The sequence below is a fragment of the Spirillospora sp. NPDC049024 genome (genome assembly GCF_040649235.1).
In the GTDB taxonomy this organism is placed as follows: Bacteria; Actinomycetota; Actinomycetes; order Streptosporangiales; family Streptosporangiaceae; genus Spirillospora.
Window position 1 is genome coordinate 290,244 of record NZ_JBEZFD010000006.1, and the last position, 20,650, is coordinate 310,893.

At 72.1% G+C, this 20,650-nt stretch carries 21 protein-coding genes; 12 read left to right on the plus strand and 9 right to left on the minus strand.

The genetic code is table 11. The annotated features are described in order from the left end of the window. Positions 1 to 5: 5 nt before the first annotated feature. The 4 genes from AB0C21_RS13895 to AB0C21_RS13910 form a co-directional block, all read right to left on the minus strand. Positions 6 to 380: a type II toxin-antitoxin system PemK/MazF family toxin gene (locus AB0C21_RS13895; RefSeq protein ID WP_160161077.1), complete on the minus strand. Its 375-nt coding sequence runs from the start codon at positions 378 to 380 to the stop codon at positions 6 to 8. Continuing rightward, positions 380 to 1,024, minus strand: coding sequence for a type II toxin-antitoxin system antitoxin SocA domain-containing protein (locus tag AB0C21_RS13900; RefSeq protein ID WP_353817451.1), 645 nt, complete (start codon positions 1,022 to 1,024; stop codon positions 380 to 382). The genes AB0C21_RS13895 and AB0C21_RS13900 overlap by 1 nt, the downstream gene beginning before the upstream one ends. A gap of 176 nt (positions 1,025 to 1,200) precedes the next feature. Then, complete coding sequence (locus tag AB0C21_RS13905; protein ID WP_500204353.1) at positions 1,201 to 1,695, minus strand: nuclear transport factor 2 family protein; 495 nt, start codon at positions 1,693 to 1,695, stop codon at positions 1,201 to 1,203. Further along, a complete protein-coding gene (locus tag AB0C21_RS13910) occupies positions 1,692 to 2,564 on the minus strand; it encodes a TIGR03619 family F420-dependent LLM class oxidoreductase (protein WP_500204354.1) in 873 nt (290 codons plus the stop codon). Before AB0C21_RS13910 ends, AB0C21_RS13905 begins: the two co-directional genes overlap by 4 nt. A gap of 179 nt (positions 2,565 to 2,743) precedes the next feature. Here AB0C21_RS13910 and AB0C21_RS13915 point away from each other — a divergent pair, with 179 nt between their 5' ends. Further along, the gene (locus AB0C21_RS13915; protein ID WP_500204355.1) at positions 2,744 to 3,712 is read left to right on the plus strand and encodes an IclR family transcriptional regulator; all 969 of its coding nucleotides are present in this window, start codon (positions 2,744 to 2,746) and stop codon (positions 3,710 to 3,712) included. 35 nt (positions 3,713 to 3,747) lie between these two features. On the opposite strand, the gene AB0C21_RS13920 is transcribed toward AB0C21_RS13915, so the two are convergent. Beyond that, positions 3,748 to 4,365 carry a flavin reductase family protein gene (locus AB0C21_RS13920; protein WP_500204356.1) on the minus strand — a complete coding sequence of 206 codons (618 nt, stop codon included), beginning with the start codon at positions 4,363 to 4,365 and terminating at the stop codon, positions 3,748 to 3,750. Positions 4,366 to 4,649: 284 nt separating this feature from the next. On the opposite strand from AB0C21_RS13920, the gene AB0C21_RS13925 reads away from it, so the two are divergent. The 10 genes from AB0C21_RS13925 to AB0C21_RS13970 all read left to right on the plus strand — a co-directional run bounded on the left by AB0C21_RS13925 (position 4,650) and on the right by AB0C21_RS13970 (position 15,767). Further along, positions 4,650 to 5,519: an alpha/beta fold hydrolase gene (locus AB0C21_RS13925; RefSeq protein WP_500204357.1), complete on the plus strand. Its 870-nt coding sequence runs from the start codon at positions 4,650 to 4,652 to the stop codon at positions 5,517 to 5,519. Then, the gene (locus AB0C21_RS13930) at positions 5,516 to 7,210 is read left to right on the plus strand and encodes an FAD-binding protein (protein WP_500204358.1); all 1,695 of its coding nucleotides are present in this window, start codon (positions 5,516 to 5,518) and stop codon (positions 7,208 to 7,210) included. The genes AB0C21_RS13925 and AB0C21_RS13930 overlap by 4 nt, the downstream gene beginning before the upstream one ends. Next, positions 7,207 to 8,226, plus strand: coding sequence for a 2Fe-2S iron-sulfur cluster-binding protein (locus AB0C21_RS13935; protein ID WP_500204359.1), 1,020 nt, complete (start codon positions 7,207 to 7,209; stop codon positions 8,224 to 8,226). Before AB0C21_RS13930 ends, AB0C21_RS13935 begins: the two co-directional genes overlap by 4 nt. A gap of 22 nt (positions 8,227 to 8,248) precedes the next feature. Further along, positions 8,249 to 9,433, plus strand: a complete 1,185-nt coding sequence (locus tag AB0C21_RS13940) for an acyl-CoA dehydrogenase family protein (protein ID WP_500204360.1) — start codon at positions 8,249 to 8,251, stop codon at positions 9,431 to 9,433. Between the two features lie 106 nt (positions 9,434 to 9,539). Beyond that, complete coding sequence (locus AB0C21_RS13945; RefSeq protein WP_500204361.1) at positions 9,540 to 10,451, plus strand: VOC family protein; 912 nt, start codon at positions 9,540 to 9,542, stop codon at positions 10,449 to 10,451. A gap of 5 nt (positions 10,452 to 10,456) precedes the next feature. Continuing rightward, complete coding sequence (locus AB0C21_RS13950; protein WP_500204362.1) at positions 10,457 to 11,935, plus strand: FAD-dependent oxidoreductase; 1,479 nt, start codon at positions 10,457 to 10,459, stop codon at positions 11,933 to 11,935. Beyond that, the gene (locus tag AB0C21_RS13955; protein ID WP_500204363.1) at positions 11,932 to 12,813 is read left to right on the plus strand and encodes an LLM class F420-dependent oxidoreductase; all 882 of its coding nucleotides are present in this window, start codon (positions 11,932 to 11,934) and stop codon (positions 12,811 to 12,813) included. Before AB0C21_RS13950 ends, AB0C21_RS13955 begins: the two co-directional genes overlap by 4 nt. 11 nt (positions 12,814 to 12,824) lie before the next feature. Continuing rightward, positions 12,825 to 13,274 (plus strand): nuclear transport factor 2 family protein, encoded by a 450-nt coding sequence (locus AB0C21_RS13960; RefSeq protein WP_500204364.1) that lies wholly within the window; start codon positions 12,825 to 12,827, stop codon positions 13,272 to 13,274. Beyond that, on the plus strand, positions 13,267 to 14,073 hold the full coding sequence (locus tag AB0C21_RS13965) for an SDR family NAD(P)-dependent oxidoreductase (RefSeq protein WP_500204365.1): 807 nt from the start codon (positions 13,267 to 13,269) through the stop codon (positions 14,071 to 14,073). Before AB0C21_RS13960 ends, AB0C21_RS13965 begins: the two co-directional genes overlap by 8 nt. A gap of 71 nt (positions 14,074 to 14,144) precedes the next feature. Next, a complete protein-coding gene (locus AB0C21_RS13970) occupies positions 14,145 to 15,767 on the plus strand; it encodes an AMP-binding protein (RefSeq protein WP_500204366.1) in 1,623 nt (540 codons plus the stop codon). A 573-nt stretch (positions 15,768 to 16,340) separates the two neighbouring features. Here AB0C21_RS13970 and AB0C21_RS13975 read toward each other — a convergent pair. The 4 genes from AB0C21_RS13975 to AB0C21_RS13990 are packed head-to-tail and all read right to left on the minus strand — an operon-like array spanning position 16,341 to position 19,319. Next, on the minus strand, positions 16,341 to 17,129 hold the full coding sequence (locus AB0C21_RS13975) for an SDR family NAD(P)-dependent oxidoreductase (RefSeq protein WP_500204367.1): 789 nt from the start codon (positions 17,127 to 17,129) through the stop codon (positions 16,341 to 16,343). Next, a complete protein-coding gene (locus AB0C21_RS13980) occupies positions 17,126 to 17,932 on the minus strand; it encodes an SDR family NAD(P)-dependent oxidoreductase (RefSeq protein WP_500204368.1) in 807 nt (268 codons plus the stop codon). Before AB0C21_RS13980 ends, AB0C21_RS13975 begins: the two co-directional genes overlap by 4 nt. Further along, positions 17,929 to 18,165, minus strand: coding sequence for a ferredoxin (locus AB0C21_RS13985; protein WP_500204369.1), 237 nt, complete (start codon positions 18,163 to 18,165; stop codon positions 17,929 to 17,931). Before AB0C21_RS13985 ends, AB0C21_RS13980 begins: the two co-directional genes overlap by 4 nt. Further along, positions 18,162 to 19,319, minus strand: coding sequence for a 3-ketosteroid-9-alpha-monooxygenase, oxygenase component (locus AB0C21_RS13990; RefSeq protein ID WP_500204370.1), 1,158 nt, complete (start codon positions 19,317 to 19,319; stop codon positions 18,162 to 18,164). Before AB0C21_RS13990 ends, AB0C21_RS13985 begins: the two co-directional genes overlap by 4 nt. Before the next feature lie 143 nt (positions 19,320 to 19,462). Here AB0C21_RS13990 and hsaA point away from each other — a divergent pair, with 143 nt between their 5' ends. Next, positions 19,463 to 20,629, plus strand: coding sequence for a 3-hydroxy-9,10-secoandrosta-1,3,5(10)-triene-9,17-dione monooxygenase oxygenase subunit (hsaA, locus tag AB0C21_RS13995; protein WP_353817461.1), 1,167 nt, complete (start codon positions 19,463 to 19,465; stop codon positions 20,627 to 20,629). Positions 20,630 to 20,650 lie beyond the last annotated feature (21 nt).

Below are 20,650 nucleotides of genomic sequence, written 5' to 3' on the forward strand. Positions count from 1 at the left end.
CCTTATCAGCCGAGCAGCCCGAGATACTGCGCGAGCCGTCCCTGGACCTGGGTCAGCAGGTCCTCGTCCAGGACGCCCGTACGATCTTCCAGAACGTCCTTCATGAGCGGTTGGACGGCGGGGACGCGGATCCAGCACTTCTTGGTGGCGCCGCCCTGGCCCTTGGAGAGCTGCACGTCGAAACGGGTGCGGCGCCGTGTCGAGCCGGAGACGGGACAGATGAGGACGAAGGGCCAGTCGGCGTCACCGTTGGTCTCGCCGCCGGTGACCACCACCACGGGACGGCGCTCGTCGTGGACCTCCCTGCCCTCCTCGGGAATGAGGCGCAGCGTCTTGTCGGGGACGAGGTAGATGCCGCCGGCCAGGTAAGGGCCGGGCATCACTCGTCCAGGTAGCGCCGTGTGGCGTCGGCCCGGTGCTCGGCGAGGTCGTCCAGTTCCTCGGCGAGGTCGTCGGTGCCGCCCGGCTCGTCCGCGGGGAGGGGGTTGCGCGCGGCCCAGTCGCGCAGGTGGGCGAGCCCTGGGCCGAGGTCCGGGAAGGGCGCCCCGCCGGAGAGGTCGAGCCGCACCTCGCGCTTGCCGCGCTTCGCGGCCTCCTGCATGGGGGGCGTCTGGTACGTGAGGTCGCGGAGCTGGCTTGCGGACCAGTCGCCGAAATCGTCGAGGACGCTGTCCACGATCCTGGTGAACGCGGCGTCGACGACGGTCTGCGGGGCGTCCATCAGGTGGATGGTGTACTCGCAGTTCCCGGTGAAGGGATCGACGGTCCCTTCGACCTGCACGTGCCCGGCGTCTTGCAGGTCGCGCTCGATCTCCTTGAGGCGGAGGCTGTGCGGCCCGTAGTGCCGCCATCTCCACTCCACGCCGGAGCCCGGCGGCAGGCCGTGCTCGACGGCTCGCAGATCGGCCAGGTAGAGGAGCTTGGTGAGCTTGGTGCGGTTCACGCGCATGCCGTGGGCTCGGGCGGACGCCAGCAGGTAGGCGATGGCCGCCGCCGGACCGCGAAGGGGCGCAGGAGCCGTCACGTCGACCAGTGTATGTCCGCGGCTCAAGCCCGCCACCTCTCCGGGTCTGTCGAAAGTATGTTCGATCAAGCTCGAGTACGGCTCGAGCGGAGCTTCGGAACCCCTGCTCTAAGTAATCGGAATACTACTGCATGATGTCATCGCCGGGCGGGTAAAGCGGCTTCCCTCCGGGGCGGTCAGCGGTGGCGGACGGCGCCCGGGAAGTGGGAGGCGAGCAGGTCGGGGGACTCCTCGCGGCCGTCGAGGACGCGGTTGGTGCGGGTGACGGCGCGCCAGCCGGACGCGGTGCGGCGCAGGCGCCAGTGGTTGGCGGTCGCGCGGCGCAGGACGAAGCCGTCCGGCCGCTTGACGATCATGAGGGTGTAGCCGACGGCGGTGGCCTCGTCGCCGGAGACGGTGACGTGCGGCGGCCCGACGACGTGCGCGCACCCGCCGGAGATCCACCGCTGGTGGCCGTCGGAGCGGACCATCGCCTCGATCTCCGGGCGGCCGGCCATCATCAGCTCGTCGACGTCGTAGACGCCGTCCGGCTCCCACAGCGCGGCGACCTCGGACGCGCAGCCGCTGTCGACCAGCGGGCCGTACGACAGGATCAGCCGGGTGATCTCGCGCTCGTCCTCCAGAGCGCGCAGACGCTCCTCGAGGGCGGCCAGGCGGGCTTCGACGCTCACGATTCCTCCCCGAAGACCAGGTCGTAGTCGGCGGCCAGCGCGCGGAGGGCGGCGAGCTGCTCGCAGTAGTGCGCGGCCGAACGAGACTCCATCCGGACGCCGGCGATCGTCGCGCCCGCCTCGCGCAGCCGGGCGAGCGCCGTCCCGGACGCGTCCGGCGCGCCGATCGGGTCCAGCGGGCGCGTCGGCGCGAGGACCACGTCGAAGCCGGGCGGCACGTCGGCGTCCGCGAGCATCCCGGCGAGCGTGCGCAGCGGCAGGCCGAACGGGACCCAGCCGTCGGCGGTCAGCGCGCGGCGCAGGGAGCGGCCGGAGCGGCCGCCGATCCACAGCGGCACGCGCTCCTGGACGGCGTGCGGCTCCACCACCAGCCCCGAGTAGGCGTAGTACTCGCCGCGGTACTCCGGCGTCCGCCGCGACAGGGACGCCCGGAGCGCGGCCAGCGCGTCGTCGGCGCGCGCCCCTCGGTCGGCGAACGGCGCGCCCAGCAGGTCGAACTCCTCCTCCAGGCTGCCGACGCCGAGGCCGAGCGTGAGCCGCCCGCCGCTGATCCGGTCGAGCGTGCCGTAGCGCTTGGCGATGGCGAGCGGGTGGTGGTAGCCGAGCACGAGCACCTGCGTGGCGAGCCGGATCCGGGACGTCCGGGCGGCGAGGTACCCGAAGGTCGCGAGCGGGTCCCAGTAGACGCCGCCGCGCTGCTCGGCGGCCTCGGCCGGGACGGCGACGTGCTCGCTGCACGTCAGGTGGTGGTAGCCGAGCCGGTCGGCGGTCGCGGCGATCAGGCCGATCTCCTCGACGCCCGCGTCCCGCTCCCAGGCGGCATGGCCGGGCGGCTGGGCCGCCACCGGCGTGACGATCCCGACACGCATCGCTGCTCCCCTCGTTGGCAGAAAAACGTTCTATCACGGCCCCCGGCACGACCTGGGCCGCGGTCCCCGTCTCGTATGCTCCGGCTGACCTGGTCTTACGTCACCTCTTCCGTTGAGAGCAAGCGGTTGCTACATTCCAGGTAACAAGAATTCATTTCAGTCATGTTCTGGGAGGTGCGATGACCGAGGCCATGACGCCGGAGGCAGCGACGCCGGAGGCCATGACCGCGCCGGAGTCGATGACGCGGCGGGGCGTCATGACGACGGCGAACGCGCGCCGGGAGTCGCCGCCGTCGATGATCGAGCGGATGACGCTGATCCTCGACGCGTTCAACGGACCGACCGCCCGGCTGACCCTGGAGGACGTGGCCCGCCGCACCCGGCTGCCGCGCTCGACGGCGCACCGGATCCTGGACCAGCTCGTCAAGCAGCGCTGGCTCGCGCACCACTCGTTCGGCTACGGCCTCGGCCAGCGCGCCCTCGGCCTCGGCGGGCAGGACGGCGGGCACGGCAAGATCCGCGAGGCGGCCGCGCCGCTGCTGCACGAGCTGCAGGTCACCACCGGGCTCGTCGCGCACCTGGCCGTCCTGGACGGCGCCGAGGTCTTCTACCTGGACAAGCTCGGCGGGCGGCTCGCCACCTCCGTCCCGTCGCGGGTCGGCGGCCGCGCCCCGGCGCACTGCACCGCGCTCGGCAAGGCGATGCTGGCCTGGCTGGAGCCGGAGCAGGTGGACGCGCTGCTCGGCTCGGGCATCAGCCGGTTCACCAGCCGCACGATCGGCGAGCTGGGCACGCTCCACCAGGAGCTGCACCGCATCCGGCAGCGCCGCGGCCTGGCGTTCGAGCGCGGCGAGTCCTACCCGGGCATCGCCTGCGTCGCCGCGGCGATCCGCGGCGCCGAGGGGCCGGTCGCGGGCATCTCGCTGGCCGGCGACATCCGGGCGCCCCTGGAGAACGTCGCGCCGCTGGTCGTCACCGCCGCCCGCGAGGCGTCGCAGATCCTGTTCCCCGGCTCGGCCCCGGGCTCCCGCGCGGGACGCCCCGGCGGGCGCACCCGGCGCGCCGTCCGGACCGGCGAGGAGACCAGCTGGTCACCGGAGACCATGAACCGGCTGCTCGCGGTCGACGGCCGCGGCGACTGGATGTGACGGGCGGACCCGATGTGACGGCCGGCCCGAAGACCTCAGCCCCAGCCCCACCGGTCGCCGATGCCCCACGGGTCGGGGGCGATCGGCGCGTCCGGCTCGCCGACGCCGAACCGGCTGCGGAAGAACACCATCGGGCGCCGCCACGCGCCGTCGACCACCTCGTGCCGGTCCACCGCGAGGACCCGCCCGATCACCACCTCGTGGTCGCCGGCCTCGTGCACGTCGTGCACGACGCAGTGGACCGCGAGCAGGACGTCCGGCAGGGCGGGGGCGCCCCACCGCGACACCTCCCAGTCCAGGCCCTCGAACTTGGTGCCCCGGCTCGACCCGAACCGCTCGCACAGCTCGCGCTGCTCCTCGGCGAGCACGTTCACGCAGAACCGCCCCGCCGAGCGGATCCGCGGCCACGACCGGCCGCGCTTGTCGGCGCAGAAGAGGATCAGCGGGGGGTCCAGCGACACCGACGCGAACGACTGGCAGGCGAACCCGACCGGCTCGCCGCCGTCGAGGGCGGTGACGACGGTGACGCCCGTGGCGAACTCCGCCATGGCCTTGCGGAAGTCCGCCGGCTCCGGCGCCGCCGCGGCGGCGTCCGCCTGCCAGTCGTTCGCGTCGGCGTCGTGCAGGGGGGTGAGCGCTGGCTCGGCTGGCATGTGTTCACCTCGGGGCTGCGAGCGTGCGGTCGGTCGGGTCAACTATGCGGTATTTCCACTAAGGGGTACCCACCCGGCACCGGTCAAGCGGCGGCCGGTGGGCTCGAACGTAGGCACGCTCCGCCGCGGCCACTCCCCGCGATCCCGATGAGTGGAAGCGGGCGCCCCGGCGGCCCCGCGGAGCCGCCCTGGGACCCGCGTCCCGCTGATCGGGATCCACGGCGTGACCGCGCCGCCCCGCCGATTACGTTCCGGACAAGCCACCGTCGAAGGACTGGGAGATCATGCCTGCGGAGCTGACCTACGAGTCGACGTTGCGCGAGCTCGCCACCGACCAGGGCGTCCTGCGCTACCACGAGGCCGGTGAGGGCCCGCCGCTGCTGATGCTGCACGGCTCCGGTCCCGGCGTCACCGGCTGGCGCAACTACCGCGGCAACCTCGCCCGGTTCGCCGAGCACTTCCGCTGCCTGGTCCTGGAGTTCCCCGGCTTCGGGGTCAGCGACCCGACCGACGAGCACCCGATGATGGCCGCCGGCGGCGCCGTTGTCCGGTTCCTGGACGGCCTCGGCCTCGACCGGGTCGACGTGGTCGGCAACTCCATGGGCGGCATCGTCGCGGCGCAGGTGGCGATCCGGCATCCGGGCCGCGTCGGGCGGCTGGTCACCATCGGCGGGATCGGGACCAGCGTCTTCAGCCCCGCGCCGGGCGAGGGGATCAGGCTGCTGGCCGAGTTCACCGACGACCCGACCCGCGAGGGCCTCGTCCGGTGGCTGAACTCGATGGTGTACGACCCGCGGATCGTCACCGAGGAGATGATCGAGGAGCGCTGGCGGCAGGCCACCGACCCCGACACCCTCGCGAGCGCCCGCCGCATGTACGGGTCGAAGGCGATGGCGGCCCGCGCCAAGGCGATGGCCGCCTCGAACGAGCCGCCCTACTGGGCGATGCTCCACAAGCTCAAGGCCAAGACCCTCATCACCTGGGGCCGCGACGACCGGGTCAGTCCCGTCGACATGGTGCTCGTGCCGATGCGCACGATCCCCGACGTCCAGGTGAACATCTTCCCCAACTGCGGGCACTGGGTGATGATCGAGCAGAAGTCCGCCTGGGAGAGCGCCGTGCTGGCGTTCCTGACCCGGAAGGACGAGGAATGAGCGACGGCGGCACGAAGCCCGGGAGCGGCTGGGACCACGAGTACGACCTCGTCATCGTCGGCAGCGGCGGCGGCGGGATGACCGCCGCGCTGACCGCGCACGACGCCGGGCTCTCGGCGCTGATCGTGGAGAAGGGCAAGAAGTTCGGCGGCTCCACCGCGATCTCCGGCGGCGGGATCTGGATCCCCAACAACCCGACGCTGAAGGCCCGCGGGCACGACGACAGCCGCGAGTCGATCCGCGCCTACCTGGACCGGCTCACCGAGGGGCGCGTCCCGGCGGCGCGGCTGGACGCGTTCGTCGACCACGGGCCCGCCGCCATGGAGCTGCTGTGCAAGAGCAAGTGGATGCGGTTCTTCTGGACGAAGGGCTACGCCGACTACCACCCCGAGTACGAGGGCGGGCGGCCGCTCGGCCGGTCCATCGAGGCCAAGCCGTTCGACACCCGCAAGCTCGGCGAGGACGAGCGGTACCAGCGGCCGAACAGCATGAAGGGCCCGCTCGGCCTGTGGATCACCGCGAAGGACTACCACGACCTCGCGATGGCCAAGCGCACCTGGACGGGCCGGCGCGCGTCGCTGGTCGCCGCGTGGCGCGTGTCGTCCAACATGGTCCGCCGCCGCCACATGGCGACGGGCGGCCGGGCGCTCGCCGCGCGGCTGCGGATGGCGCTGAAGGACGCCGGCGTCCCGCTCTGGCTGAAGACCCCCATGACCGAGCTGGTCGTCGAGGACGGCCGCGTCACCGGCGTCGTCGTCCGGCGGGACGGCGAGACGCTGCGCGTCCGGGGGCGCAAGGGCGTCCTGCTCGCGACGGGCGGCTTCGACCACAACCAGGAGATGCGCGACAAGTACCTCCCGAAGGGCGGCCAGGAGGACTTCGCGATGGGCGCCCGCGAGAACACCGGCGACGGCATCCGCGCCGGTGAGGGCGTCGGCGCGGCACTGGACCTGATGGACGACGCCTGGTGGATGCCCGCCGTCCGGCACCCGGCGGGGGCGACGATCCCGCTGCTGTCCGAGCGGTGCATCCCGAGGTCGGTCATCGTCTCCCAGGACGGGAAGCGGTTCACCAACGAGTCGGCCCCGTACGTCAACTTCGTCCACGACCAGCTTGAGGGCGGGCACGTCCCCTGCTGGTTCGTGATGGACGCCAAGGCGCGGGCGCGCTACCCGTTCGCGCAGATCCTGCCCGGCGCGCCGATCCCGAAGGCGTTCTACGAGGCCGGCATCGCGTTCAAGGCGGACACCCTCGCCGAGCTCGCCGGCAAGATCGGCGTGCCGGCGGACGCGCTGACCGAGACCGTCGAAACGTTCAACAGGTACGCGCGCGAGGGCAAGGACCCCGAGTTCGGCCGCGGCGACTCCGCCTACGACCGCTACTACGGCGACCCGAACCTGAAGAACCCCAACCTCGACGTGATCGAGGGCGGGCCGTACCACGCGTTCCGGATGGAGGTCGGCGACCTCGGCACCAAGGGCGGCCTCGTCTCCGACGAGCACGCCCGCGTCCTGCGCGAGGACGGCTCGGTCATCGAGGGCCTGTACGTGACGGGGAACTCGTCGGCGTCGGTGATGGGCAACGAGTACGCGGGCCCGGGCGCCACGATCGGCCCGGCCATCGTGTTCGGCTACATCGCGGCCCTGCACGCCGCGGGCACGCCCGCCGGGAAGGCCGCGGAAAGCTCATGACGGCACTGAAGGCGCGGGTGGTGGAGGTCGTCCACGAGACGGCCGACGCCCACTCGCTCGTCCTCGAACCCGCCGAGGGCGACCGGGGCCGGTTCACCTACCGTCCCGGGCAGTTCCTCACCGTCCGGGTGCCGGCCGAGGGGGGCTGGGCCGCGCGCTGCTACTCGCTGTGCAGCTCACCGCTCACCGACGACCGGCTCAAGGTGACGGTGAAGCGGGTCGCGGGCGGTCTCGGGTCCAACTGGATCTGCGACAACGTCACGGCGGGCGACGTCCTGGAGGTGCTGCGCCCGGCGGGGACGTTCACGCCGCCCTCGCTGGACGAGGACCTGCTGCTCGTCGCGGGCGGCAGCGGCATCACCCCGGTCATGTCGATCCTCAAGTCGTGCCTGGCGGGCGGCTCCGCGAAGGTGGCGCTGCTCTACGCCAACCGCGACGAGCGGTCGGTCATCTTCGCCGACGAGCTGAGGGAGCTGACCGAGCGGTACCCGGACAGGCTCACCGTCCTCCACCTGCTGGAGTCGGTGCAGGGGCTGCCGACGGCCGCCGCCGTCCGGTCCCTGGCGGGCCCCTACTCCGGCCGCTCCGCGTACGTGTGCGGGCCCGAGATCTTCATGGACCTGGTCTCCGAGACGCTCGCCGGCCTCGGCGCGCGGGTGCACGTCGAGCGGTTCTTCTCCCTTGAGGGCGACCCGTTCGAGGAGCCCGACGCGCCGGAGGAGCAGGCGGAGGACGGCGACGCGGGGGAGATCGAGGTCGAGATGGACGGCGAGACCCGCACGGTGCCGTGGCCGAAGTCGGAGCGGCTCCTCGACGCGCTGCTGCGCGCCGGGGTGGACGCCCCGTTCTCCTGCCGGGAGGGCTCCTGCTCTGCGTGCGCCTGCGTGGCGCTGGAGGGCGAGGTCACCCTGGACGCCAACACGGTCCTCGACGAGCAGGATCTCGCCGACGGCCTCATCCTCGCCTGTCAGGCGAGGCCGGTCACCGACCGGCTGAAGATCACTTACGACGGCTGACGACACATACGGGAGACAGGCGATGGCCAACCGCGTGCTTGACACGATCATGGAGAGGGCGGAGCAGATCCGCGAGCTCGGCCCCGCCAACGAGGCGCTCGGCAGGCTCGACGACAAGGCGGCGCGGATCCTGCGCGACGCGGGCGTCATCCGGCTGCTGCAGCCGGAGGCGCACGGCGGGCTGGAGGTCCACCCGCGCGAGTTCGCCGAGACGGTGATGGGGATCGCCTCCCTGGACGGCTCCACCGGCTGGATCGCCGGCATCGTCGGCGTCCACCCGTGGGAGATGGCCTACGCCGACCCGAAGGTGCGCGAGGAGATCTGGGGCGAGGACCCCGACACCTGGATCGCGTCCCCGTACGCGCCGATGGGCATCGCCCGGCCGGTCGACGGCGGCTACGTCTTCAACGGCCGCTGGCAGTTCTCCTCCGGCACCGACCACTGCGACTGGATCTTCCTCGGCGCGATGCTGGGCGACGACGAGGGCAAGATGGCGCAGCCGCCGCGGTCGCTGCACATGATCCTGCCCCGCTCGGACTACCAGATCGTCGAGGACTCCTGGGACGTCGCCGGGCTGAAGGGCACCGGCAGCAAGGACATCATCGTCAAGGACGCGTTCGTCCCGACGTACCGGACGCTGGAGTACTCCAAGGTCGTGGACGGGTCGGCGCCGCGCGAGGCGGGGCTGACCAACCCGTCCTACCTGATGCCGTTCTCCTGCGTGTTCCCGCTCGGCATCACCTCCGCGGTGATCGGCATCGCCGAGGGCGCGCTGCACCACCACCTGGCCTACCAGCGCAACCGCGTCCAGATCACCGGCACGAAGATCAAGGACGACCCGTACGTGCTGTACGCGATCAGCGAGGCCGCCGAGGAGATCAAGGCGTCCCGCACCGCGCTGCTCGACAACTGCTCGCGCATGTACGACATGGTCGCCGCCGGGCACGAGCCGACGTTCGCCGAGCGCGCCGCCGGGCGCCGCACCCAGGTCCGCGCGGCGTGGCGGGCGGTGCAGGCGATGAACGAGATCGTCGTCCGGTCCGGCGGCAACGCGATGCGCAACGACAACCCGATCCAGCGGTTCTGGCGGGACGCGCACGTCGGCCTCGCCCACGCCATCCACGTCCCGGGCTCGGTCTACCACGTCTCCGCCCTGACGGAGCTGGACATCGAGCCGCCCCAGGGCCCGATGCGCTCGATGATCTGAGCGCCGCAGACCCGCGGCGTGCCGGGAGCGTGGGCGCCTCCACCGCCCGGCACGCCGCGCATCGACCACCCCGCCGCGGCGGGCTATCCAGAAGGGACCGAGGACAGTGACGCAGATCCGAGGGCTGGGGTATCTGAAGGTCCAGACCCGGCACATCGACCGCTGGCGCGAGTTCGCCCTGGACGGGCTCGGGTTCGCCGAGGGGAGCGGACCGGACCCGGACGGCCTGTACCTGCGCATGGACGAGCGCCGCTCGCGCCTGCGGGTGCTGCCCGGCGACAGCGACCGGGTGCTGGCCGTCGGCTGGGAGGTCCGCGACCAGTACGCGCTGGCCGCCGTCCGCGAGGCCGTCGAGAAGTCCGGGACGGCCGTGACGGAGTTGACGTCCAAGGAGGCGGCGGAGCGCGACGCCGAGGAGGCCATCGCGTTCACCGACCCCGGCGGCACGCCGGTCGAGGTGTTCTGGGGCCCGGTGCTCGACCACAGCCCGGTGCGCACCGGCTTCGCGCAGAAGTTCGTCACCGGTGGCATGGGCATGGGCCACGTCGTGCTGCCCACGCCGAGGTTCGCCGAGACCACCGCGTTCTACGCCGAGGTCCTCGGGTTCCTGCCGCGCGGCGCGATGAAGGTCGGCGGCGGCGGCGCGAAAGTCAGGTTCATGGGCGTCAACCAGCGCCACCACAGCATCGCGATCTGCCCCGCGCCGTTCGACGGCGACCCGGGCCTCGTGCACCTCATGGTGGAGGTCGACACCCTCGACGCCGTCGGCATCGCGCTCGACACCGTCACCGAGAGGGGCTTCTCGATCTCCTCAACGCTGGGCCGCCACACCAACGACAAGATGGTGTCGTTCTACGTCCGCGCCCCCGGCGGCTGGGACGTCGAGTACGGCTGCGAGGGCATGCTCGTGGACGAGGCGTACTACACCGCCGAGGAGATCACCAGGGACAGCTACTGGGGCCACGACTGGTCGGGCTCCGAACCGCTGGCCGCCTTCGTCCCGCCGAAGAAGGGCTGACGCCGGTGGCGAGGTCCTCGGTGGAACCGGTCGGCGCCGCGGAGGTGGAGTTCGACCACGAGTGCGACGTGCTGGTGGTCGGCTTCGGAGCGGCCGGCGCCGCCGCGGCGTACGAGGCCGCGGCGGCGGGCGCGGACGTGCTCGTCCTGGAGCGGTCGAGCGGCCCCGGCGGGACGTCCGCCCAGTCGGGCGGGGAGCTGTACCTCGGCGGCGGCACGCGGGTGCAGAAGGCGTGCGGCTTCGACGACACGCCCGACGACATGTTCGCGTTCCTCAAGGCGGCGCTCGGCCCGCACGCGAACGAGGAGAAGCTGCGGCTGTACTGCGACGGGAGCGTGGAGCACTTCGAGTGGTTCCGCGCGCGGGGCGTCCCGTTCAAGGAGAGCCTGTTCGACGCGCCGGGCTGGATGCCGTACACCGAGGACGGCCTGATGTGGCTCGGCGAGAACGCCTGGCCGTACAACACGATCGCCCGGCCCGTGCCGCGCGGCCACCGCCCCGAGGCGCCGATGTTCGCCGGCGGGATCCTCATGGAGAAGCTGATCGCGGCCGCCGTCGAGGCGGGTGCCGTCGCCCATCAGGACACCTACGCCACGAACCTCGTCGTGGACGACGAGGGCCGCGTCGCCGGCGTCGTCGCGCGCAAGTTCTCCGACCGGGTGGCCTACCGGGCGCGCCGGGGTGTCGTCCTGACCTCCGGCGGGTTCGTCGACAACGAGGAGATGCTCGCCGACCACGCCCCGGTGCTGCTCGGGCACGACAAGGTCAGCGACGGCACCAGCGACGGGTCCGGCATCCGGATGGCGACCGCGCTCGGCGCCGCGACGCGCCGCATGGCGGCGGTGGAGATCGCGCTCACCGCCAACCCGGCCGTCGTCTGCCGGGGCATGCTCGTGGACGGCCTCGGACGCCGGTTCATCAACGAGGACGTCTACCCGGGGCTGTTCAGCCACCAGGCCGTCCAGCACCAGCCCGGACCCTACTGGGCGATCATCGACGAGGCCGGGCACGACGAGATCGCCGAGGCCGACATGTGGGGCGTCCGCCCCAAGCACGCGGCGGAGACGATCGCGGAGCTGGAGGAGTCCCTCGGCCTGCCGCCCGGTTCGCTGGAGGCGACCGTCGAGACCTACAACAGGTTCGCGGAGAGGGGCGAGGACCCCTACTTCCACAAGGACCCCAAGTGGCTGCGTCCCCTGAAGGGCCCGTTCGCGGCGATCGACCCCGCCGACGGGTTCTTCGGCGCGGGCAGGCACGGCGCCGGGACGGGCGCCGGCGGATTCACCCTCGGCGGCCTGGACACCAGCGTGGACGGCGAGGTCCGCAACAACTCCGGTGAGCCGATCCCCGGCCTGTACGCCGCGGGGCGCGCGGCCTCCGGGATCCACGGCGAGGGCTACATCAGCGGGACGTCCCTCGGCGACGGCACGTTCTTCGGCCGCCGCGCCGGGCGCGCCGCCGCCTCCAGGAAGGTTTCTGAATGAAGTACGCCGTCCTGCTCCCCGTGGCGGCGGGCGTGACCGCCGATCCCGCGTGGATCGGCGAGTACGCCCGGCACGCCGAAGCCTGCGGCTTCGAGTCGGTCGGCGCGGTCGAGCACGCGGTGGTGGCGAGCTCCTATTCGAGCGTCTACCCGTACGACGCGTCGGGGCGCATGGAGCTGGCCGACGATCTGGACATCCCCGACCCGCTGGACCTGCTGGCCTTCCTGGCCGGGCAGACGTCGCGGATCGGGCTCGCCACCGGCGTGCTCGTCCTGCCCGACCATCACCCGGTGGTGCTGGCCAAGCGGCTCGCCACGATCGACGCCCTGTCGGGCGGACGGTTGCGGCTGGTCGTCGGGATGGGCTGGATGCGCGAGGAGATCGAGGCGTGCGGCGTCGACTTCGACTCGCGGGGGCGGCGCGGCGATGAGCAGCTCGAAGTGCTCCGGAAGCTGTGGGCCGACACGGCGCCTTCGGGGGCTTCGCATGACGGGGAGTTCTTCCAGTTCAAGGGGGCGATGAGCTACCCGAAGCCCGTCCAGGCGGGTGGCGTGCCCATTCATGTGGGCGGGCACACCAGGGCCGCGGCACGCCGTGCCGGCCGGTACGGGGACGGATTGCAGCCGCTGGGCGTGGCGGGGGACGAGCTTCGTTCGCTGGTCGCGCTGATGCGGGAGGTGGCCGAGAAGAACGGCCGCGACCCGGACGCGCTGGAACTGACGCTCGGCCATTCGCTGTCGGCCGTCACGCCGGAGAAGGCGGAGAGGCTCGCCGGGCTGGGGGCGGGCCGTCTCGTCCTGCGCGGTGCGCCGACCAAGGATCTGAACGAGGCGAAGGACGAGCTGTCGGCCTGCGCCGAGCGCCTGGGCCTCTCATGACGCCGGGAGTCGTGGACCGGATCGCCCTCGGCGATCTGGTCGCCCGGTACGCGCTGCACGCCGACCGCCGCGAGATCGACGCGATGGCGGACCTGTTCACCGAGGACGCCGTCCTCGTCCTGCCGGACGCTCCCGACGAACTCGACCCGGTGCGCGTCTTCACGGGGCGCTCGGAGATCGCCGCCACGCTGTCGGTGCTGGACGGTATCCCCCTCACGTTCCACGCGCTCGTGGGGCAGGTGTTCGGTGCGGGGCCGGAGCCCGGCACGGCCATCGGGGAGATCGCCTGCGTCGCCCACCACGTGACCTCTCGCGAGGACGGCAAGGTGTCCGACCTCGTCTGGCACTGCCGGTACACCGACACCTACCGGGCGGACGGCCGGACCTGGCGGATCGCCCGGCGCGAGCAGCGCATCGACTCGATCGAGACCCGTCCCGTCAGGAGGTGGCGCGGTGAGTGACGGCCCTCGGGTCAGTGTCGTCACGGGCGGCGCGCTCGGCATCGGCGGGGCGATCTCCCGCCGCCTGGCGGCCGGGGGCGACCTGGTGATTCTGAACGACATCGACGCGGACGCCGCCGCCCGTGCACAGGCCGGCATCGAGTCGGCCGGCGGCCGGTGCGTCGCGGTCATCGGCGACATCGTCGAGGACGAGACGGTCGAGCGGGTCGCGGCGGCGGTTCCCGGTCGGGTGGACGTGCTGGTGAACAACGTGGGGGACTTCCGTCCGGCCGCGCCGTCCTTCCAGGACAGCACGCCCGACCAGTGGCAGCGGCTCTACGAGCTGAACCTGCTGCATGTCTTCAAACTGACCCGCGCGCTGCTCCCGACCATGATCGATCAGGGGTCCGGCAGCATCGTCAACAACTCGACGGTCGAGGCGTTCCGGGGGATCCCGCAGCATCCGGTGTACTCGGCGTTCAACGCGGGCGTGTCGGCGTTCACTCGCAGCCTCGCAGTCGCCGTCGGCCGTCACGGTGTCCGTGTGAACGCCATCGCTCCCGACCTCGCCAACACCGAACAGACCCCGGTCGAGTGGATGCGACGCGGCTATGACGAGGGCTTGGAGCACACCTGGGTCCCGCTGGCCCGCTTCGGCGAGCCGGACGACTACGCCGCCGTCGTCGCGTTCCTGGCTTCTGACGACGCCCGCTTCGTCACCGGCCACACGATCCCGGTGGACGGCGGCACGCTCGCCGCATCCGGCTGGTTCGTCCGCGCCGACGACCAGGGCTGGACGAACCGCCCGCACCGCGCCTAGGGGGCGCTTCGAGACGAGAGGGGCCGTGTCGCATGCAGGACGGGAAGACGGCGGTGCCACAGGAGAGCGCGGTGCCACAGGAGAGCGCGGTGCCACAGGAGGGCGCGGTGCCGAAGGAGGGCACGATGCTGGGCGACGACCGCCCGGCCCGCGAGCCCGCGTTCGCGGAGCTGGTGGCGGCGCGCGGCGACGACGACCGGACCGGCCTGTGCTTCGAGGACCGCTCCTGGACCTGGCGCGAGGTCGTCGCGGAGTCGCTGCGGCGGGCCTCGCTCGTCCGGGACCTGACCGGCCACGTCGGCCTGTTCCTGGAGAACGGGCCCGAGCACCTGTTCTGGCTGCTGGGCGCGGCGCTCGCGGGCGTCCCGGTGGTGGAGCTGAACCCGACGCGGCGGGGCGCCGAGCTGGCCCGCGACATCGCCCACACCGACTGCGCGCTGCTGGTCACCGAGACGTCCCGCGCGCCGCTGCTCGACGGGCTCGCGGACGTCCCGTCCCTGGCGGTCGACACGCCCGCCCACGCCGAGCGCCTCGCCTCAGCCCGCCTGACCGCCCCCGCCCCGGTGGACCCCGACACGATCTTCTCGCTGGTGTTCACGTCCGGGACGACGTCCGCGCCCAAGGCGGTGATCTGCACGCAGCGCAGGCTGGGCCGGATCGCCGTCCAGCAGCGCGACCGGCGCGGCCTCACCCGCGACGACGTGTTCTACGTGGTCATGCCGATGTTCCACTCCAACGCCCTGATGGCGGGGATCGCGCCCGCCGTCGCCACGGGCGGCCGCATCGTTCTGCGCCGCAGGTTCTCGGCCTCCGGCTTCCTGCCGGACGTGCGGCGCTACGGCGTCACGTTCTTCAACTACGTCGGCAAGCCGCTCAGCTACATCCTGGCCGTCCCCGAGCGGCCGGACGACGCCGACAATCCGCTGCGCATCGCGTTCGGCAACGAGGCGGCGCAGCGCGACATCGACGCGTTCGCCCGCCGCTTCGGCTGCACCGTCATCGACTCCTACGGGTCGAGCGAGGGGGAGATCCGCCTCAACCGCGTCCCGGGCACGCCGCCCGGATCGCTGGGAGTCGCCGAGGCGGGCACCGTCGTGATGGACCCCGAGACCCTCCGGGAGTGCCCGCGCGCCGAGTTCGACGCGAACGGGGTGCTGCTCAACGCGGACGAGGCCATCGGCGAGATCGTCGACACGATGGGCGCCGCCAAGTTCGAGGGCTACTACAACAACCCCGAGGCGACGGCGAGGCGCGTCCGCAACGGCTGGACCTGGTCGGGCGACCTCGCCTACCGCGACGCCGACGGCTACTGGTACTTCGCCGGCCGCGACGACGACTGGCTGCGCGTGGACGGCGAGAACTTCGCCGCCGCCCCCGTCGAGCGCCTCCTGGCCCGCTTCGAGCCCTTCACCGACGTGGCGGTCTACGCCGTCCCGGACGACCGCGTGGGCGACCAGGCGATGGCCGCCGTGACCCTGGCCCCGGGCGAGGCGTTCGACCCGTCCGCCTTCACGGCCTTCCTGGACGCGCAGCCCGATCTCGGCACGAAGTGGACGCCCCGCTACATCCGCATCGTCACCGAGCTGCCCCGCACCCCCACCAACAAGGTCGTCAAGCGCACGCTCCGCGCCGAGGGCCGCGACACCCAGGACCCCGTCTACGAGCACCGCGACGGCACCTACGAACCCAGATGAGCGGACGAACCCCGCCGAGACGGGCTGGTCAAGGCAGCGGCGGGCGGCGTCGCCGCGTCGAGCAGTTCTTCGTGGCAATCGGAGGGCGACGCGTCGGGGGCGCCATTCCGGATGCCGGGCCTATCCGCGGATCATCTCAGTGGCGCCAATGACGAGGACGGCAACGCCCAATGCGGCAAAGACGGCCGCCGAACCACGCTGATACCACACGGCCTGGCGAGTGGTCTTGTGCTGCGCCCTGTTCCAGCGTATGCCTGCGAGCCAATCAGCGGCGCCACGGTAATTGAACACGACCGGTATGCACAGGGCGAGTGTGCCCAGGCCCCAGAGGACCGCGGCCAGGCCGCTGCCCGACTGCCCGGCGGGCGTCGCCCATGCTGTGCCCGAAATCACGGTCGCCCCCTGTTCGCAGGATCGAGGTGCGCTTCACGGAAGCTTGCAGCCGATTCTGAAGGGGTGTGAGAGGGGGAGACAAGTGAAATCCGATCGATGCCGGGCAGGTCGACGGCGATGAGGCGGGCCTCGGGCGGCGCGGCGTCCATCACCCCTACTGGACGCGGACCGCGGCGGGTGTCAGGACGGTTTCGGAAGTATCCGCTTCATCGCGGCGTGCGCCCCCGCGACGAGCTTCTCGCGAGGGAAGCCGGCGCGCTTGCGCGCCATGTCGTAGTTGCCGCCCGCGACCCAGACCGGGCCGTCCGCCAGGTGTTCGAGGCCCTCGCGGGCGACGTCGTCGGGCTCGGCGACGTTCAGGCCCGGCATGTCCATGTTGAGGCCGGCGCGCTCCATCGCCGGGGTGCGGGTCACGCCGAGGACCAGTTCCAGGACGTCCACCCCGTGCTCGCGCATCTCCAGCCACAGCCCCTCGGCGAACACGCGGCCGAACGCCTTCACCGCCGAGTAGATGCTGATCTGCGGCTGGCCCATGTAGCCGGCGAGGGAGCCGACCAGCAGGATGCCGCCGCGGCCCCGCTCCTTCATCAGCGCGCCGAAGTGGTGCGTGAGCGCGAGTTGCGCGGTGATGTTGAGGTCGATGACGCCCTGGAAGCGGTCCAGGTCGCCGGTGACGAACTCGTGGCCGTAGCTGTTCGCGCCCGCGTTGAAGACCAGCAGCCCGACCTCCAGGCCGTCGGTCACCTCGCGGACCGCCTTGACGGGGTCCGGGGCGACCAGGTCCAGTTCGAGGGTGCGCACCTCGACGCCCTTCGCGCGGACGGCCGCGGCCGTCTCCGCCAGCGGTCCCGGCTTGCGGGCGATCAGCACGAGGTTCAGGCCCGCGTCGGCGAGGCGGTGCGCGAAGGCCGCGCCGACGCCCTCCGAGCCGCCCGCGATGACGGCCCACGGGCCGTATCGGTCGATCATTGTTCTCCGTCCAGGTCCGGGGTCCAGGCGACGCCGTTGATGTGCGAGCCGCCGTCCGCGAACAGGGTGTTTCCGGTCAGGTAGCGGGCGTCCTCGGACGCCAGGAACACCGCCACGGGGGCGATGTCGGCCTCCGGGTCGCCGAGGCGGCCCATCGGGTTGGCCCGGTCGGCGGCCGCCTCGATCTCCGGGTGCGCGGCCGCCATCCGGCGGAACGCGGCGCTCTTGGCGCCCGGGCAGATCGCGTTGACGACGACGCCGGTCGGCGCCCACTCGCGGGCGGCCGTCCGGGTCAGCGTGCGGAGCGCCTCCTTGGCCGAGTTGTACTCGAGGGTCCCCATGTGGGCGTTCACGCCGTTCAGCGAGCACATGTTGATGACGCGCCCCCACCCGCGGGCCTTCATGTGCGGGAACGCGGCCTGCATCGCCCACAGCGGGCCGTAGTAGCCCATCGCGAAGCCGCGGGCGAGCTGCTCGTCGGTCTTGGCCTCCACCCGGCCCACCGTCCCGGCGCCCCAGGCGTTGTTGACCAGGACGTCCACCGAGCCCCACGTGTCGACGGCCGCGGCCACCATCGCGTGGACCTGCGCCTTGTCGGTGACGTCCGTCCGGACGAACCGGGCGTCCGCCCCGATCTCCGCGGCGACCCGCTCCCCGGACTCCGGGTCGAGCTCCGCGACCAGCACGCGGGCCCCTTCGGCGGCGAAGCGGCGGGCGACGCCGCGCCCGATGCCGTCGCCCGCGCCGGTCACGACCGCGACCCGCCCGGCCAGCCGGCCGCCCGCCACCGGACCGCCCGTCACTCGACCACCGTGATGGCGCCGTTCAGCGCGGCCTCCTGGATCGCCGAGCGGAGCGCCGGGCAGGTCGCGTGCGGGTCGTCCAGACCCGTGCACGCCTGCCTGGCCTCGGCGTTCCACTGGATGCTCGTCTGCTCCCAGCTCGACTTGCGCACCAGCACCTCGGCGGCGCAGCGGCGGCAGCTCACCGGCAGCAGCGGCCCGTCCAGGAGGCGCTCGTCCTGGCGGGTCGTCACGCCGACGCCCCCTCGGCCTCCCGGCGGGCCATGTTCGCGTCGACCTCCTTCTGCCAGGACTCCACCGGACGGGTCGTGTCGATCTCGTACTCGAACCGGTCGGTCATCTCCGGCGTGACGTCGGCGACGTCCACGTAGAACTGCTCGTACCAGCGGCGCAGCTGGTAGACGGGGCCGTCCTCCTCGCACAGCAGCGGGTTGTCGATGCGGGCCTTGTTCCGCCAGATCTCGATGTCCTGCTCGAAGCCGAGCAGGATGAACTCCGACAGCTTCTGCGCGGTCGCCTCGGCCGCCTCGGGCGGCAGCGCGTCGCTGTGCTGGACGATGATCCCCGAGTGCAGCGAGAACGAGTTCTCGTCGATCGGGTAGTGGCAGTTGATCAGGACGGAGTGCAGGTCGTACCCCTCGTAGTGGTACGTCAGCTCGTCGATCATGAAGGAGGGGCCGTGGTAGGACGCGACGGAGGTGTTGCCGAGCATCCGCGGCCCGCCGCCCCCGCCCTCCCGGCGCGCGTCCTCGCGCGTCCGGCCCTTCATGATCTGCGTGGCCGTGTGGCCCTCGAAGATGTTCTTGAAGTAGGTCGGGAACGACTTGTGGATGTAGAAGAAGTGCGCCATGTCCACGACGTTGTCGATGACCTCGCGGGCGTTGGTGTGGACGACCGTCTCCGTCCACCGCCAGTCGGTCCAGTCGTCGCGGGTGGCGCCCTCGATCACCGGGATCGTCACGTCCGCCGGCGGCTTGTTGCCCTCCGGGTCGTTCCAGACGAACAGCAGCTTGTCCTGCTCCATCGTCGGCCATGCGGCGGTGCGGGCCCGCAGCGGGACGCGGCGCGCGTAAGGGATCTTCTTGCAGCGGCCGTCGCCGCCCCAGCGCCAGTCGTGGAACGGGCACGCGATCTCGTTGCCCTTCACGGTGCCCTGGGACAGGTCCCCGCCCATGTGCCGGCAGTAGGCGTCCAGGACGTTCGTCTTGCCGTCCTCACCGGTGAAGACCACCAGCTTCTGCCCGAACGCGTTGACCGTGTGGGGCTTGCCGTCCCGGAACTTCTCGGCCAGCCCGAGGCAGTGCCATCCCCGGGCGAAACGGCGGTTGATCGCCTCCGCCTCGATGGCGCGGACGGCGTCCGACTCGGTTGCGGTCACGTGGATCATCCCTTCGGCGATGGACGGGTGATTCGAACGTTAGGTCGCAGGTCACCGTCCCGACCGCCGAGTCCCGGTGGCCGGGACGCGCGTCCCCGCGCCGACGCGCGACCATGGTCTCCTGCAATGGCCGTACTAGGAAAGGAGCGGGGATGAGCAACGAGGTCCTGGAGGCCGTGCGCGGACTGCTGCCCGGCATCGCCGAGCGGGCCCGGTCCGTGGACGAGAAGGGACGCATCCCCGCCGAGTCGATCCGGGAGCTGACCGCCGCCGGGGTGTTCCGGATGCTCCAGCCCACCCGGTACGGCGGCGCCGAGGACGACCCGGTCGCCTTCTACGAGGTGATCCGCGCGATCTCCGGTGCGTGCGGCTCGACCGGGTGGGTGGCCGCCGTGCTCGGCGTCCACTCCTGGCACCTCGGCCTGTTCGCCGACGAGGCGCAGCGCGAGGTGTGGGGCGCCGGCCCGGACACCCTCATCGCCTCCTCCTACGCCCCGATCGGCCGCCTCACCCCCGTGGACGGCGGCTACGAGGTGACGGGGCGCTGGTCGTTCTCGTCCGGCTGCGAGTTCGCCTCATGGGCGCTGCTCGGCGCGCTCGTCGTGGGGGCCGAGGGCCGCCCGGTCGACTTCATGACCGTCCTCGTCCCGCGCCGCGACTACGAGATCGCCGAGGTCTGGGACTCGATGGGCCTGCGCGGCACCGCCAGCGACGACATCGTGGTGGAGAAGGCGTTCGTTCCGTCGCACCGCGCGATGCGCAACTTCGAGCAGGCCCAGCTCCGCAACCCGGGCCGCAAGGTCAACACGGGCCCGCTCTACCGCATGCCCTTCGGGACGATCTTCACCAGCACCGTCGCGGCGAGCGTCATCGGCATGGCGTCCGGCTGCCACGACCTGTACGTGACCCGGATGCGCGACCGGATCCGCCTCAGCCTCGGCGGCGGCCGCTTCGTCGAGGACCAGTTCGCCCAGGTCGCCGTCGCCCGCGCCGCCTCGGAGATCGATGCGGCGATCCTGCAGACCGACCGCAACGTCCGCGAGATCCACGAGTACGCCGTCCGCAACGAGAAGATCCCGATGGAGCTGCGGCTGCGCGCCCGCCGCGACCAGGTCCGCGGCACCGAGCGCGCCATCGAGGCCATCGACATCCTCTTCAAGACCGCGGGCGGCAACTCCCTGCACCGCGGCAACGTCATCGAGCGCGCCTGGCGCGACGCCCACGCCGGCAGCGTCCACGTCGCCAACGACGTCGAACACGCCCTGTCCATGTACGGACGGGGCGAGTTCGGGCTCAAGGTGGAGGACAACCTGGTCTGACATCCGGCGCACGCCCTCGGG